The 14,672-nt window shown below is 67.9% G+C and carries 18 protein-coding genes; 7 read left to right on the top strand and 11 right to left on the bottom strand.

Going from position 1 to position 14,672, the window contains the following annotated elements; translation table 11 throughout:
* The first annotated feature begins 2 nt into the window (after positions 1-2).
* From argH to GV027_RS13535, 5 genes are read left to right on the top strand one after another with little or no spacing between them, the layout of a single operon-like run.
* Entirely contained in the window at positions 3-1,370 is a 1,368-nt protein-coding gene (argH, locus tag GV027_RS13515; RefSeq protein WP_159512918.1) for an argininosuccinate lyase, read from the top strand.
* Positions 1,367-1,618 (top strand): hypothetical protein, encoded by a 252-nt coding sequence (locus GV027_RS13520; RefSeq protein ID WP_031394336.1) that lies wholly within the window; start codon positions 1,367-1,369, stop codon positions 1,616-1,618. The genes argH and GV027_RS13520 overlap by 4 nt, the downstream gene beginning before the upstream one ends.
* Positions 1,619-1,630: 12 nt before the next feature.
* A complete protein-coding gene (gene lysA / locus GV027_RS13525; protein ID WP_159512192.1) occupies positions 1,631-2,893 on the top strand; it encodes a diaminopimelate decarboxylase in 1,263 nt (420 codons plus the stop codon).
* Positions 2,890-3,660, top strand: a complete 771-nt coding sequence (locus GV027_RS13530; protein ID WP_159512919.1) for a precorrin-2 dehydrogenase/sirohydrochlorin ferrochelatase family protein — start codon at positions 2,890-2,892, stop codon at positions 3,658-3,660. The genes lysA and GV027_RS13530 overlap by 4 nt, the downstream gene beginning before the upstream one ends.
* On the top strand, positions 3,657-4,610 hold the full coding sequence (locus GV027_RS13535; RefSeq protein ID WP_159512193.1) for a zinc transporter ZntB: 954 nt from the start codon (positions 3,657-3,659) through the stop codon (positions 4,608-4,610). The genes GV027_RS13530 and GV027_RS13535 overlap by 4 nt, the downstream gene beginning before the upstream one ends.
* Positions 4,611-4,614: 4 nt before the next feature.
* Here GV027_RS13535 and GV027_RS13540 read toward each other — a convergent pair whose 3' ends face one another.
* The 11 genes from GV027_RS13540 to GV027_RS13590 form a co-directional block, all read right to left on the bottom strand.
* On the bottom strand, positions 4,615-5,007 hold the full coding sequence (locus tag GV027_RS13540; RefSeq protein ID WP_037528697.1) for a flagellar export chaperone FliS: 393 nt from the start codon (positions 5,005-5,007) through the stop codon (positions 4,615-4,617).
* The gene (gene fliD / locus GV027_RS13545) at positions 5,007-6,521 is read right to left on the bottom strand and encodes a flagellar filament capping protein FliD (protein WP_159512194.1); all 1,515 of its coding nucleotides are present in this window, start codon (positions 6,519-6,521) and stop codon (positions 5,007-5,009) included. The genes GV027_RS13540 and fliD overlap by 1 nt, the downstream gene beginning before the upstream one ends.
* Before the next feature lie 51 nt (positions 6,522-6,572).
* Positions 6,573-7,712 carry a flagellar type III secretion system protein FlhB gene (gene flhB / locus GV027_RS13550; protein WP_159512195.1) on the bottom strand — a complete coding sequence of 380 codons (1,140 nt, stop codon included), beginning with the start codon at positions 7,710-7,712 and terminating at the stop codon, positions 6,573-6,575.
* Positions 7,712-8,485, bottom strand: coding sequence for a flagellar biosynthetic protein FliR (gene fliR / locus GV027_RS13555; RefSeq protein WP_159512196.1), 774 nt, complete (start codon positions 8,483-8,485; stop codon positions 7,712-7,714). Before fliR ends, flhB begins: the two co-directional genes overlap by 1 nt.
* Positions 8,486-8,489: 4 nt before the next feature.
* Positions 8,490-8,759, bottom strand: coding sequence for a flagellar biosynthesis protein FliQ (gene fliQ, locus GV027_RS13560; protein WP_031395965.1), 270 nt, complete (start codon positions 8,757-8,759; stop codon positions 8,490-8,492).
* Between the two features lie 103 nt (positions 8,760-8,862).
* Positions 8,863-9,738 (bottom strand): flagellar type III secretion system pore protein FliP, encoded by an 876-nt coding sequence (gene fliP, locus GV027_RS13565; protein WP_159512197.1) that lies wholly within the window; start codon positions 9,736-9,738, stop codon positions 8,863-8,865.
* Positions 9,735-9,989 carry a flagellar biosynthetic protein FliO gene (locus GV027_RS13570; RefSeq protein WP_031394023.1) on the bottom strand — a complete coding sequence of 85 codons (255 nt, stop codon included), beginning with the start codon at positions 9,987-9,989 and terminating at the stop codon, positions 9,735-9,737. Before GV027_RS13570 ends, fliP begins: the two co-directional genes overlap by 4 nt.
* 4 nt (positions 9,990-9,993) lie before the next feature.
* Positions 9,994-10,296, bottom strand: a complete 303-nt coding sequence (gene fliN, locus GV027_RS13575) for a flagellar motor switch protein FliN (RefSeq protein WP_031394024.1) — start codon at positions 10,294-10,296, stop codon at positions 9,994-9,996.
* A complete protein-coding gene (locus tag GV027_RS13580; protein ID WP_031441299.1) occupies positions 10,293-11,243 on the bottom strand; it encodes a flagellar motor switch protein FliM in 951 nt (316 codons plus the stop codon). Before GV027_RS13580 ends, fliN begins: the two co-directional genes overlap by 4 nt.
* Before the next feature lie 3 nt (positions 11,244-11,246).
* A complete protein-coding gene (locus GV027_RS13585; protein WP_159512198.1) occupies positions 11,247-11,873 on the bottom strand; it encodes a flagellar basal body-associated FliL family protein in 627 nt (208 codons plus the stop codon).
* 17 nt (positions 11,874-11,890) lie between these two features.
* The gene (locus tag GV027_RS13590) at positions 11,891-12,691 is read right to left on the bottom strand and encodes a flagellar hook-length control protein FliK (protein WP_159512199.1); all 801 of its coding nucleotides are present in this window, start codon (positions 12,689-12,691) and stop codon (positions 11,891-11,893) included.
* A gap of 68 nt (positions 12,692-12,759) precedes the next feature.
* Between GV027_RS13590 and GV027_RS13595 the strand changes: the two genes are divergently transcribed.
* Positions 12,760-13,869 carry a sensor histidine kinase gene (locus GV027_RS13595; RefSeq protein WP_201302684.1) on the top strand — a complete coding sequence of 370 codons (1,110 nt, stop codon included), beginning with the start codon at positions 12,760-12,762 and terminating at the stop codon, positions 13,867-13,869.
* Positions 13,866-14,663, top strand: coding sequence for a LytR/AlgR family response regulator transcription factor (locus tag GV027_RS13600; RefSeq protein WP_031393111.1), 798 nt, complete (start codon positions 13,866-13,868; stop codon positions 14,661-14,663). The genes GV027_RS13595 and GV027_RS13600 overlap by 4 nt, the downstream gene beginning before the upstream one ends.
* The last annotated feature ends 9 nt before the right edge of the window (positions 14,664-14,672 follow it).

Consider the following 14,672-nt stretch of genomic DNA (forward strand, 5'->3'; position numbering starts at 1 on the left):
CGATGTGGGGTGGACGCTTCGCCGAGGGTCCGGCCGCGGTCATGCGGGAGATAAACGCCTCTATCCCCTTCGACAAGCGACTGTGGAAGCAGGACATCGCCGGCTCCAAGGCGCATGTCGCGATGCTCGGCGCGCAGGGTATCGTCTCGCCCGACGACGCCGCGACGATCGCCGCGGGACTCGACCGGGTCGCCGAGCACTATGCCGCCAATGGCGTCGCCGAGGACCTCGTCCTCGAGGATATCCATATGCAGACTGAGGCGCGGCTGGCCGAGGCGATCGGTCCGGTCGCGGGGCGTCTGCACACCGCGCGCTCGCGCAACGATCAGGTCGCGACCGATTTCCGGCTTTGGGTTCGCGATGCGATCGATCAGGTGCTCGCGGCACTCGGCGGGTTCCAGGCGGCGTTGCTGACGCGTGCCGAGGAGCATGCGGCGAGCGTGATGCCGGGGTTCACGCATCTGCAATCCGCGCAGCCGGTGACGCTCGGCCATCACCTGATGGCGTATCACGCGATGATCGCGCGCGACGTCAGCCGGTTCGCCGATGCGCGCGTGCGGATGAACCGCTCGCCACTCGGCTCGGCGGCGCTGGCGGGGACGGGGTTCCCGATCGACCGCGAGATGACCGCGCATGCGCTCGGGTTCGACGGGCCGATGACCAACTCCCTGGACGGGGTCAGCGACCGCGACTTTGCGCTCGATTACCTCGTCGCGGCCACCCAGTGCGCGTTGCATCTGTCGCGGCTGGCGGAGGAATTCGTGCTCTGGGCGTCGCAGCCCTTCGGCTTCGTCGCGCTCAGCGACCAGTGGTCGACGGGCAGCTCGATCATGCCGCAGAAGCGCAATCCCGATGCCGCCGAGCTCGTCCGCGGGCATTCGGGGCGGATCATGGGGTGCATGACCGCGCTGATGGTGACGATGAAGGGCCTGCCGCTCGCCTATTCGAAGGATATGCAGGACGACAAGCCGCCGGTGTTCGAGGCGCACGACCTGCTCGCGCTGTCGATCGCGGCGATGACCGGGATGGTCGAGAGCGCGACGTTCCGGACCGAGCGAATGCGCGCGGTGGCCGAGGCGGGCTTTGCGACCGCGACGGACCTTGCCGACTGGCTGGTGCGCGAGGCGGGGCTGCCTTTCCGTGAGGCGCACCATGTGACCGGGCGTGCGGTGAAACGCGCGGAGGATCTGGGCATCGCGCTCGACGCGCTGTCGATCGAGGATCTGCAGGCGATCGATGCGCGGATCGACGACCGGGTGTACGGCGTCTTGTCGGTCGACGCGTCGGTCGCCAGCCGGACCAGCTTCGGTGGCACCGCGCCCGACAATGTACGCGCCGCGATCCGCGCCGCACGGGAGACGAGCGAATGACACGCCTGATCCTTCTCGCCGGGCTGACCCTGTCGGGCCTGTCGCTGACCGCCTGCGGGGCGGCCGACGGGCTCGAGCCCGCGCCCGGCAAATCGCTGCCGGTCGCGCCTTACGGCGCGAAGACGACACCGACGCCGACCGCGCTGCTGACACCGACGCCGCAGCAGCGCCCCGAACGCAGTGATGAATTGCTCACCAGCTCGCGTGAGCGGCGGAGCGACGAATTCAACCTGCCGCCTTCCAACTGATCACAGGCCAGCATGGACCATTTCCACTATCGCGACGGCGTCCTTCATGTCGAGGACGTCGCGCTTCCCGCGATCGCCGAGGCGGTCGGGACGCCCGTCTATGTCTATTCGACCGCGACGTTCCGCCGTCACGCGCAGGTGTTCCGCGACGCGCTGAAAGGCGCGGGGCGTGTGCATCTGGCCTATGCGATCAAGGCCAATCCGAACGTCGCGGTGCTGCGCGTCCTCGCCGATGAGGGTTACGGCGCGGACGTGGTGTCGGCGGGCGAGATGGCGCGCGCGCTGGCGGCGGGCATCCCCGCGTCGGACATCGTGTTTTCGGGTGTCGGCAAGACCCGCGACGAACTGGCCCGCGCGCTCGATGCCGGGATCGGCCAGTTCAACCTCGAGCTCGAGGAAGAGGGCGAGGTGCTCGCCGCACTCGCGCGCGATCGCGGGATCCGCGCGCCCGCGGTGCTGCGCGTGAACCCCGATGTCGATGCCGGCACGCACGCCAAGATCTCGACCGGGCGCAAGGAGAACAAGTTCGGCGTGCCGATCGACCAGGCGCCGGCGATGTTCGACCGGTTGTCGAAGCATGACGGGCTCGATCTGCGCGGGGTGGCGATCCATATCGGCAGCCAGCTCGCGGATCTCGCCCCGCTCAAGGCGGCCTATGCGCGGATCGGCGAACTCGTCGCCGAACTGCGCGCGGCGGGGCACGTCATCAGCCGGGTCGATCTGGGCGGCGGTCTCGGCGTACCGTACAAGCCCGACGACGTGCTGCCGAGCCCGGCCGACTATGGCGCGATGGTCGCGCGCGCGACCGCGGGCTGGGACGTCGAACTGATGTTCGAGCCCGGGCGCGTGATCGCGGGCAATGCGGGCGTGCTGCTGACCAAGGTCATCTGGGTAAAGCCGGGGGTCACCAACCCCTATGTGATCGTCGATGCGGCGATGAACGACCTCGCGCGTGTCGCGATGTACGATGCCTATCACGACTTCGTCGCGGTGGAGCCGGGCGGCGAGCGGATGACCGCGAACATCGCCGGGCCGGTGTGCGAGACCGGCGACACCTTCGCGATGGGGCGCGACATCGACGTCGTGAAGTCGGGCGATCTGGGCGTGTTCCGCACCGCAGGCGCGTACGGCGCGACGATGGCGTCGACCTATAACAGCCGCGCATTGGTGCCCGAGGTGCTGGTCGATGGCGACCGGTTCGCGGTGGTCGCAGACCGGATTGAGCCCGAGACGATTCTGGCGGCCGAGCGCGTTCCCGAATGGCTCAAGCGGTGAGCCTGCACAGCCTGCCGCTGTTCGTGCGGCTGGCGGGTCGCCCGGTCATCCTGCTGGGCGAGGGCGAGGCGGCGGATGCGAAACGCCGGCTGCTCGACCGCGCCGGCGCGCACGTCGTCACCGATGAGGCCGCGGTCGCGGCGCTGGCGATCGTCGCGATCGACGACGAGGCAGAGGCGCTCGCGGCGGTCGCGCGGCTGAAGGCGCGCGGTGTGCTCGTCAACGCGGTCGACCGGTCCGAGCATTGCGACTTCACGCTGCCCGCGATCGTCGACCGCGAGCCGGTGCTGATCGCGATCGGGACCGGCGGCGCGTCGGCCGGGCTGGCGGCGGCACTGCGGCAGCGGCTCGAGGCGCTGGTGCCGGCGGATCTGGGCGGGCTGGCAAGCGCACTGCAGCGCGCACGCGGGGCGATGCGCGCGCGCTTCCCCGATGGCGGTGCCAGACGGCGTGCGCTGGCCGATGCGCTCGCGCCGGGGGGCGTGCTCGATCCACTCGGATCGTCGCGCGACGTGGCCGGCTGGCTCGACCGGGGATCGGTGCAGGACGGGGCGATCGTGCGAATGACGCTCGCGTCGCGCGACCCCGACGATCTGACATTGCGACAGGCGCGGGCGCTCGCCAGCGCCGACCGGGTCTATCACCGTAGCGACGTGCCGCCGGCGATCCTCGATCGTGCGCGCGCGGATGCCGCCCGGATCCTGTGCGACGCGCCGCCCGATGCGCGGGGATCGGGGCTGGTCGTCGATGTGGCGATGCGCGCGTGAGCGGGTTCGGGTTCAAGGTCGCTGACGGAGTCGCGTCGCGGCTCGCGGTCGAGGCGGCGCCCGCCGCGAGCGGCGATCTGGTCTGGGTGCATCTGTCGACCACCGAGGACGAGGCGCAGGCCTGGCTCCGTGACGAGGCCGGGCTCGAATCCTATGTGATCGACGCACTGACCGCGACCGAGACGCGGCCGCGTTGCGAGGCAGTCGGCGAGGGGGCGTTCCTCAACCTGCGCGGGCGGACGAACGAGGAGATGGATTCGTCCGACCTGCTCGCGTCGCTGCGCATCTGGGTGGTCAAGGGACGCGTCTATTCGCTGACGCGCAAGCCGCTGATCGCGATTCCGCTGGTCGAGAAGGAGGTCGAGGCGGGGCGGGTGCGCGATCCCGGCGACCTGATCACCGCGTTCGCGACCGCGATCACCACCGATCTTGACCCCGAGGTGGCGGCGCTGGGCGACGAGCTCGACGATTGCGAGGAGCGGCTCGACGCCAAGCATGTCTTCGCCCTGCGCCGCACCGTCAGTGAGGTCCGCGTGGCGGCGATCAGCTATCGCCGGTTTCTCAATCCGCAGCGTGCCGCGCTCGAGAAACTGGCCGCGTTGCCCGGCGACTGGCTGCGCGACGACGACCGGCTGCATCTGGCGGCGGCGGCGGACCGCGCGGCGCGGATGGCCGAGGAGCTCGAATCGATCCGCGAGCGATCCGCGCTGACGCACGAGGCGCTGACCGACCTGCGCGCGGAACAGATCGACAATCGCTCGCTGATCATCTCGGTAGCGGCGATGGTGTTCCTGCCGCTGACGTTCCTGACCGGGCTGTACGGGATGAACGTGAAGGGGCTGCCCTTTGCCGAGGAGCCCTGGGCGTTCGATGCGATCGCGGGCGGCTGCCTGGTGATTGCGCTGGGTATCGTGATCTACTTCGTCCAGCGGCACTGGTTCGAACGGTAGCGGCTCAGGCCGCGCTGGCGGTGCGCCAGGCCTGCGCGATCTCGTCGAGCGTGTCCGCGGTCGTGCGGAAGACCGAGCCGTCCTGGCCGACCGAGGCGTCGACGATCGTCCGGCGCGCGCCTGCATAGAGCCGCGCGAGCGTTTCCGACACCGCGCCGCCGCGGTCGAAATCGAGCCCCGCCTCGAGCGCGAACAGGATCGCGGTCGCGCGTGTCACGCGGTCGCTCTTGGTCGCATATTGGCGGTTGTCGGAGGCCCAGGCGGCGGCACGCAGCGCCGCGACCAGTTCCTTGTAGAGCAGCTGGACGAGGCCCGGGCCATCGGTCGTGGTGCGGCCGACCGCGTCGATCTGGCGATAGGTGGCGAACGGGTCGCGCGTGAGGGTGGTTGCGTACATCACGAGTCGCTCTTGTTCCAGGCGGCGATCTGGTTGGTGAGGAAACTCTGGATCGACTTGTACGACGACACGCGCGCATTCATGCTCGAGAATTGCTGGGTCAGGCGGGTCGTCATCGCCGCGGACTGATCCGCGATCTTGGCCTCGGCATCGGCGATCGCGGACTGTGCCGCGGTGTAGCGCGTCTGCGAGGCGCCGAGCCCGATTGTCGTATTGGTCGCGCTGGTCGTGATCGCGTTCAGCACCGCGCCAAGCCCGGCCTTGCCGTCCGCCGAGCCGTTCAGCATCGTCTCGATCGCTGTCGAATTGGTCAACATCGCGTTCGACAGCGCGGCGGCATCGACGCGCAACGTGCCGTCACGATTGGTCGCGACGCCGATCTGCGCGAGCGTCGTCGGGCTGCCGCCACCGGTGTCGCCCGACAGCGGCGCCAGCGTCAGCGCCTTGAGCGACGACAACAGCGTCTTTGCCGCCGGGTCCGCACGCAGCACGCCGGTCACCGGGTCGGTCTGCTCGGTGAGCGTCGCCATGACCTGGTTATAGGTCTCGACGACGTCGGATACCGCCTGCGACAGCGCGCTGGTCGGCGTCGTGCTGCCCAGCGTGACCGGGCCGGTCGACACGGCGTTGAGCTGCAGTTTGACGCCCGTCACCAGGTTGTTGATCGTGTTGCTCGCGCGCTCGACCGCGATCCCGTCGACGGTCAGCTTGGCATTCTGAGCAGCCGCCGTGACGCTGGTGTTGGTGGCGCCGGGACCGACATTATAGGCCGCCAGCTTGCCGCTTGTATCGGTCGTCGCCGTCATCGTGAACGCCTGCGACGCGCCGGTCGCGCCCTTCATCGACAGATAGGCGCTGCCGTTCGAATCGGTTACGACCGAGGCGGTAACCCCTGCGCCCTTCGCGTTGATCGCCGCGGCGATCCCGTCGAGGCTGGCGTCGGTGACGTCGATCGTCACCGCGGTGCCGCCGCCCGCGGTGAAGCCGGTCATCGTCGTCCCCGCCGCGTCATAGGTGGCGCTGCCGAAGTTGAGCGTGAAGCTGCCCGAGCCGATCACCGCGGTGCGATCGGCGACCGCGGCGGTGGTGCGGATGGTCTGCGCGGCGGCGAGCTGGTTGACCGAGATGGTCGACGACAGCCCCGAGACCTTCGCGCCCGCCAGCGCGCTGACGCCGAGTGCCGCGGTGTTGGAGCTGGTCGGCTGGCTGGTCAGCGTGCCGCCCTTCACCAGCGCGGCATAGGCGGTCGAGAAGCCCGAGATCGCGCTTTTCAGCGTTGCCAGCCCCGAGATCTGCGTGGTGATCGTCTTCGACTTGGCGGTCAGCTGCGCGGTCTTGGCGGCGAACTGCGCCTCGACAAGCGAGGGTACCAGGCTTGCGGTGTCGATCCCCGAGCCGGCATTGAGCGAGGTCAGCAGCGACTGCGCCGCGTTTTTCGTCACGCTCGCCGCGGTCGGCGTCGGCGTTGCCGCCGGGGTCGGCGTCGCAGTGCTGCTCGTCGTCGAAATTGCCATGCCGGAATCCTTGCGCGCTCGAATGGAATAACGACCGCGGCCGCCGGATCTTTAGGGAAGTTTCACACCGTTTTCGTCGAACCGCGCATCGACCGGCACGGTGATCGCGGGCTGCGGCATCGGCGTGCCGCCCGCCGCCGCGTTCAGCCCGAACACGAAGGCGAGGACGGTCGCGATCGCCATGTACAGGTCGTCGCGCACCTCCTGGTTCTCCTTGCTGGTGTAATAGACCGCACGCGCGAGCAGCGGATATTCGAGCACCGGCACGCGGGTCTCCGCGGCGAGTTCGCGGATCGCCAGCGCGGTCGCGCCGCGGCCCTTGGCGACGACGACGGGCACCTGGTCCTTGCCGCGATCATAGCGCAGCGCGACCGCGAAATGCGTCGGGTTGGTCAGGATGACGTGCGCCTCGCCGACCGCCTTGCGCATGTTGCCGCTGGCCATCGCACGCATCTTGGCACGCTGCTGGCCCTTGGCCTCGGCATTGCCCTCATTGTCCTTGTGCTCGTCCTTCACCTCCTGTTTCGACATGCGCATCTTGCCGAGGCGGCGGATGATCTGGATCGGCACGTCGATCCCGGCGATCGCGACAAGCCCGAACGCCATCGCGATCAGGATCGACGAGAAGGTCCCACCGAGCGTCGTCAGCGCCTGGTTGAGATCGGCGGACGAGGCGAGCCCCATCGTCGTGTGCGACGCCTGCCACAGCATCCAGCCGCCGATCGTGCCGAGCAGTGCGACCTTGAGCAGCGACTTGCCGAGCTCGATCCAGCCGGTCGGGCCGAAGATCCGCTTGAGCCCCGAGGCGGGGTTGATGCGGGTGAACTTGGGCGCGAGCAGCTTGCCGTTGAAGCCGAGCGAGCCGAGCCCTGCCTGGCTGAGCACCGCGGCGACCAAGCTGACCACGAACAGGGTGACCAGCGAGGGCGCGAGCTTCCACCCCGCTTCCTGGAGCGGGCGCCAGGGCGAGAAATCCTCGACATCGGCGCGGCCGAACTGGAAGCTCGACGCCATCACCGCCTTGCACGCGGCGATCAGCGAGGGGCCGGCATAGATCAGCCAGGCGACGCCCGCGAGCATGCTGAGCGCGGTGGCAAAGTCGCGCGAGCGGAGGATGTCGCCCTTCTCGATCGCATCCTTCTTGCGCTTGTCGGTCGGGGCTTCTGTCTTTTCGCCGAATTCGTCCGCCATCAGCCGAGCACCAGGCTCTGCGTGGCTTCGAGGCCTTCGCGGATGATCACGACCATATAGTCGCCCATCGCCGGGAAGCCGACCGCGAGCGCGACGACGCCGACCGCGAGGCTCGCGGGCAGGCCGACCGAGAACAGGTTGAGCGCGGGTGCGGCGCGGCTGATCATGCCGACGACGATGTTGAGGCACAGCAGCAGGAAGCCGACCGGCAGCGCGAGCAGCAGCCCGGCGAGAAACGCATAGCCGCCGAAGAACGCGATTCCGCGCAACCGGTCGACGCCGAGCCACGCGGCGCCGGGCGGCATCACGTCATAGCTTTTAACGAGCATCTCGACGAGCACGAGGTGGCCGTCCATCGACAGGAACAGCAAGGTCAGCATGATCGAGAAGAACTGGCCGAGCGCGGGGCTCGACCGGCCGTTCTGCGGATCGACCGACGAGGCGAAGCCGAGGCCCATCGACCCGCCGATGATCTCGGCGGCAATCACCGGCGCGGCGAACGCGATCTGCAGCACGAAGCCGAGCGCGAGCCCGACCAGCGCCTCGGCGGCGACCGCGAGCACGGTCGCCGTCGCGAAGATCTGCTGTGGCGGCTGGACCGGGTGCGCGGCGAGCACGAGGAAACCGATCGCGCCCGACAGCGTGACGCGCACCGTGACGGGTACCGACACGTTGCCGAACACCGGCGCGGCGATGAACGTCGCGCCGATCCGCACCATGACGAAGATCAGCGCCCAGAGCTGCGGCTCGATCGAGAGGCCGAAGCCCAGCACCTGCCTATTTCACCAGATCGGGGATGCGTTCGAAGATGCTGACGGTGAAGTCGCTCAACAGCCCGAGGATCAGGCTGCCGAAGATCATGATCGACACCGCGACGACGAGCAGCTTCGGCACGAACGACAGCGTCTGTTCGTTGATCGACGTCGCCGCCTGGATCATGCCGAGGATCAGCCCTGCCAGCAGCGCCGGGATCAGGATGGGCGCGCTGGCGAGCGCCAGCACCCACATCGTCTGATTGGCGATGGTTAGGAAATATTGCGCGTCCATGGCTTATAGTGCTTCCGTTCGCCCTGAGCAAAGTCGAAGGGCCTGGGGCTCATGTGCTTCGACTGCGCTCAGCACGAACGGGAGTGTGGGTGCATCCACCGGGTCAGGTCGCGAACGAGTTGGCGAGGCTACCCATCGTCAGCGCCCAGCCGTCGACGAGCACGAACAGCAGCAGCTTGAACGGCATCGAGATGATCGTCGGCGACAGCATCGCCATGCCGAGCGACATCAGCACGGTCGCGACGACGAGATCGATGACGATGAACGGCAGGAAGATCAGGAAGCCGATCTGGAACGCGGTCTTGAGCTCCGAGGTGACGAACGCCGGGAGGAGCACCGAGAAGGGGATGTCGCGCGGCGACGCATAGGGGCCCGACTTCGCCATCTCGGCGAACATCGTGACGTCCTTGATCCGCGTCTGCTTGACCATGAACGCGTGGAGCGGGACGCCCGCGGTCGTGATCATCTGCGTCCCCGCGAGCTGGCCGGCGGCATAGGGCTGGATCGCGGTCGTGTTGATCTGGGTGATCGTCGGCGCCATGATGAAGAAGCTGAGGAACAGCGACAGGCCGAGCAGCACCTGGTTGGGCGGCGTCTGCTGCAAACCGAGCGCCTGGCGCAGGATTGCCAGCACGATGATGATCCGCGTGAAGCTGGTCATCATCAGCAGGATGCCCGGCAGGACCGTGAGCAGCCCCATGATGATGAGGACCTGCAGCGACAGCGACAGCGAGCCGCTCTGCCCGCTATTGCCCGCCGCCTGGCCGCCGAGCTGGCCGAGCGCGCGGTCGACCGCGTCGCCGACCGCGGGGCTGGCAGGGGCGGGGACGGCCTGCGCGAAGGCCGGCATGGCGAGGAACAGGGCGACCAGCAGCGCGAGGCCGACCCACAGCCACACAGCGCCACGCGACTGCGTCCTGGCCTGTACAGCGGTAATCAGCGCCGGGCCCGACCCCTTGCGCGTAACGATCAGGCTCATGCGTCGACCTTGTCGATCAGGTGCACGCCACCGCGACCGACCGAGACGAGCAGCCGCCGGCCCTCGAAATCGATCACCGCGAGGCGCAGGCCCGGCGAGATCATCATCGTTTCCTTGACGCCGATCAGCCGCGACGTGGGCTTGCCGGGCATGCGGCTCTCGAACTTGCGCCACAGCAGCAGACAGCCGACCATCAGCCCGCAGACGAGCGGCAGGAGGATGACGAGCTTCAGGATATAGGACCAGAGCATCGGATCAGCCGCGCGCCGCGAGCGACTTGTCGGGGCTGACCAGCTCGGTCATCCGCACCCCGAACCGCTCCCCGACGGTGACGACCTCGCCGCGGCCGATCAGCGTGCCGTTGACGAACACGTCGAGCAGCTCGTTGGCCTGGCGATCGAGCTCGATCACGCTGCTTTCGCTCAGCGCGAGCAGTTCGCGCAGCGTCAGGCTGGTCGAGCCGATCTCGACGGTCAGCTTGACGTCGACGTCCTGCAGCAGCCTGAAATTGGCGGCCACGGCGGCGTCGACCGGAAAAGTACCGGCCATGTCGGTCATGCTGCGAATCCTTCGTCGATACGGGTAATGGAGGTGAGCTGGATGGCGGCGAAGCCGTTGGACGTGCCGACCGTGCCGCAGCCGAGCCGGTCGTTGCCGACCATCACGGGGACGTCGCCCGAGATCGTGATCGGGATCACGTCGCCGGGTTTCAGGTCCATCAGCATCTGCAGCGACACGACGGGTTCGGCGAGCACCGAGCGGATCGGGAAGCGGATGTTCATCGCCGCGCGGGTCAGCTCGTTGCGCCAGGCCGGATCGGGCTCGGCGGTCTTGCCGAGCACCTTGGTGGTGAGCGACGGGGCGTGCGGCTTGAGCGCGGTGACCGGATAGACGAGGTCGAGAAAGACCGGCTTGCCCGCCCCCGTCGCCAGCCCGAAGCGGGTGACGATCATCGCATCCTCGCCGTCGAGCTCGGCGATCATCGCCGGGTTCACCTCGACACGGGTCGGCTGGAACTCGAACCGCGCCATCGGCTCCCATGCGGTCTTGAGCGGCGTCGCGATCAGCTGGCCGATCCGCGCGATCATCGCCTCGCCCGCGGGCGAGAATTCGGCCGGCAGCACCGGTGGCACCGCGCCCGTCCCGCCGAAGAACAGGTCGAGCAGCTCGAGGATGAACCGCCCGTCCATCACGCACAGCGCCTGCGCGGCGCCCGGCGTCATCACCATCGGCAGCCAGGCGATCAGCCCGTCGCCGCGCTCCGCCCGGTAATCGGCAAAGCGCTGGACGACGAGCGGCTCGGCCCAGCTGCGCACTTCCTGGCGCAGCATCGGCTCGAACACGCCGCGCAACGTCCGCGCGAACCGGGCGGACAGATGCTGCAGCGTGTGCAGGTCACCGAAGGGATTGAGCTTGGCCGACCCCAGCATGCCCGAATGGGCCGCCTGGGGACGATCGCGCTCGCGCCGCTCGCGCATCGTCGTGTCTGGGGGGGCGTTAACCATGCCTCACTGAACGACGAAACTGGTAAAGTAAACGTTACCGATCCCCCCGAAACCTTCCTTCTGCTTGAGCGTCGCGTTGATCGCCTTGGCCAGTTCACCCTGCAATTTCCGCTTGCCCTGCGCGGTGAAGACCTCGTCTTCGGTCGCCTCGCCGAGCGCCATCAGGATCGCGGAGCGGACCGCGATCTCGTTGGTCTTGAGATGGTCGATGACGCTGTTGTCATAGGGCGTCGAGACGGCGACGCCGACCTGGATGAAATGCGCACTGTCCTGGAGGTTGGCGGTAAATTCCTTCTCCAGCGCATAATAGGTCGACGCATAGCGGTCGCCGCCCTCGCCCGCAGGCGGCGCCATGCCGTGATTCTCGGGTGCGGCATCCTCGCCGCCGCCATGCCCGCCGCCTACGCCGTCCCCTTCGGCCCCGGCGGACTTCTGCTCGCTTTTCGGAATGAGCTTGGGCTTGCCGTCATCGGCCGCGGCATGGCCGCCACCGATCAGCCCCGCGCTCGAGGCATAGACGCCAGCCCCCACGCCGCCGCCCACCAGGACGAGCAGCGCGACGCCGCCGATGATCATCTTGCCCATCTTCCCCTTCTTCTTGGGCACGGGGGCTTCGATCTTGTCGCTCATCTACGTAGTCCTTCGGGTCAGGCGAGTCGGGTGTCGGTGGAATCGGTATCGGCGGCGGTCGCGGTTCCGGCGCGGGCGCGCGCAGGCGCCGAGGGCTGGTGCGGCGTCGCAGCGCGCTGCTGCTGCTGGCCGGTGCCGGTATCGACGCTGCCCTGCGACAGCTTCAGCCCACGGGCATCGGCGAGTTCGGCGAGCCGGGGTTGCGCTTCCTGCAACAGGCTGCGCGTGGCGGCCTGTTCGGCGGCGAAATGCACATGGACGGTATCGCCGTCCCGACGGACCGAGACGTCGATCGTGCCAAGCGCGTCGGGAATCAGGCGGATCCGCGTGTCGGTCGCGTTGGCCGCATCGCGCAGGATATCGATCCGCTCGATCATCGCGCTCGGCCAGCGCTCCTGCCGCATGTCGAGCGGCGGCTGTGTCGAGACGGCCGGGGTGGCGGTCATGACCGGGGCGAACGCTCCGAGGGCCGGCGCGCCCCCGGGCTCGCCCGGGTCGTCACGCCGCCGCGACGCGGCCTGAATCGCCGCGCCGAATACCTGCGCCGCCGAGGCGATGGTGCCGGGCTGGAGCGGCGGCTGGGCCTGAGGCTGGCCCTGCGGTTGCTGCGGCACGTTGGCCGTTGTGGTCCCGCGCGCGTCCTCGACCGAACGGGCGAGCGCATCCGCGTCGATCATCGTCGGCACGGCGGTCGTGGGGGGCGCGACGGGTGCAGACGTACCGGGCGCAAGAATGGTGCCGATCGACACGGCTGGCGGGGCCGGAGCGGTGTCGGCTCGCAGCGGCGCGGCGTCGGTGATGCGCGGCGGCGCCGCCATCGGTGCGGGTGCGCGCGGGGCGATGGGGATTGCGGGGGGCGTGATGACGACACGCCGCGCAGCATCAGATAGCCGCTCCAGCCGACCGCCTGCCCTTTTCCGCTCGGCCGTTCTTCGAGAACAAGGCGCGCGCGTTCTGGACGCTGCAGGCGGTCGGCTGGAGCGGCTATCTGATGCTGCGCGGCGTGTCGTCGGTGTCGAATGGCCTCACGCTCACCTCGATCATCCCGGTCATCATCGAGGCGATCGTCGGCTATTGCATCACGCTGCTGCTCTCGACGCTTTATGGCTATTACCGCCGCATCCCGCGCGTGATCGGACTGTTCCTGACGATCGCGACGCTGGCAGCGGCGACGTTTCTCTATGCGGTGCTCGACGCCTTTTCCTTCTCGTTCATCCAGACCGCGACGCCGGGGATCACGATCACCCGCATGCTCGGCTTCGTGTTCCTCAACTTCGTAACGCTGGCGGGCTGGTCAGCGCTGTATTTCGGGATCAACTTCTACCTGATCGTCGAGGAGCAGATCGATCAGATGCAGCATCTGGAGAATCAGGCCTCCTCGGCGCAGCTGGCGATGCTGCGCTATCAGCTGAACCCGCATTTCCTGTTCAACACGCTGAACTCGATCTCGACGCTCGTGCTGCTCAAACAGACCGAGCGGGCGAACGCGATGCTGTCGCGGCTGTCGTCGTTCCTGCGCTACACGCTGGCGAACGAGCCGACCGCGCACGTCACCGTCGCGCAGGAGATGGAAACGCTCAAGCTGTATCTCGAGATCGAGAAGATGCGGTTCGAGGACCGGATGCGGCCCAAATTCGACATCGACCCCCGCGCCGAACGCGCCCGCCTGCCCTCGCTTCTGCTGCAACCGCTGGTCGAGAATGCGATCAAATATGCGGTCACGCCGCAGGAAGAAGGCGCCGAAATCTGCGTCACGGTGCGGCTGGCCGGGGAACGGGTGCAGATCGCCGTATCCGATACCGGACCGGGCTTGATCGAGGGGCGGATCAGTCCAAGCCTTTCAACAGGCGTCGGGCTCGCTAATATTAGAGACAGGTTGGCGCAGGCATATGGCCCCGACCATCGTTTTGAAACCCGCTCCACGCCCGCTGGCGGCTTCTCGGTCGAGATCGAGATTCCCTACCAGCTTGAAGACGTGAACAGAGAGGCCGCATGACCATCCGTACCATTCTCGTCGACGACGAGCCGCTGGCGATCCAGGGGCTCGAACTCCGCCTCCAGGCGCATGAAGACGTCGAGATCATCGAAAAATGCTCGAACGGCCGCGAGGCGATTCGCGCGATCAAGACGCACAAGCCCGATCTCGTCTTCCTCGATATTCAGATGCCCGGCTTTGACGGCTTCTCCGTCGTCCAGGGGCTGATGGAGGTCGAACCGCCGCTGTTCGTGTTCGTCACCGCCTATTCGGACCACGCGCTGCGCGCGTTCGAGGCGCAGGCGGTTGATTATCTGATGAAGCCGGTCGAGGAGTCGCGGCTCGCCGATACGATCGAACGCGTCCGCCAGCGCCTGTCGGAAAAGCGCGGCGTCGAGGAGGTCGACCGGTTGCGCGAAGTGCTCGCCGACGTCGCCCCCGATGCCGCCGCCGACATGCCCGATGGCGATGCGGTGTCCGCCAACCGCTTCGAAAAGCTCATCAACATCAAGGATCGCGGCCAGATCTTCCGCGTCGACGTCGACACGATCGAGCGGATCGACGCAGCCGGCGACTATATGTGCATCTACACCGGCGACAACACGCTGATCCTGCGCGAGACGATGAAGGATCTGGAGAAGCGCCTAGACCCGCGCCGGTTCCAGCGCGTGCATCGCTCGACAATCGTCAACCTCGACCTCGTCAAGCAGGTGAAGCCGCACACCAATGGCGAATGCTTCCTGGTGCTTAATTCGGGTGCCAGCGTGAAGGTGTCGCGCTCCTATCGCGACGTGGTGGCGCGCTTCGTCCACTAGTACGCGGCG

The organism is Sphingomonas sp. T1 (assembly GCF_902506585.1).
In the GTDB taxonomy this organism is placed as follows: Bacteria; Pseudomonadota; Alphaproteobacteria; order Sphingomonadales; family Sphingomonadaceae; genus Sphingomonas; species Sphingomonas aerolata.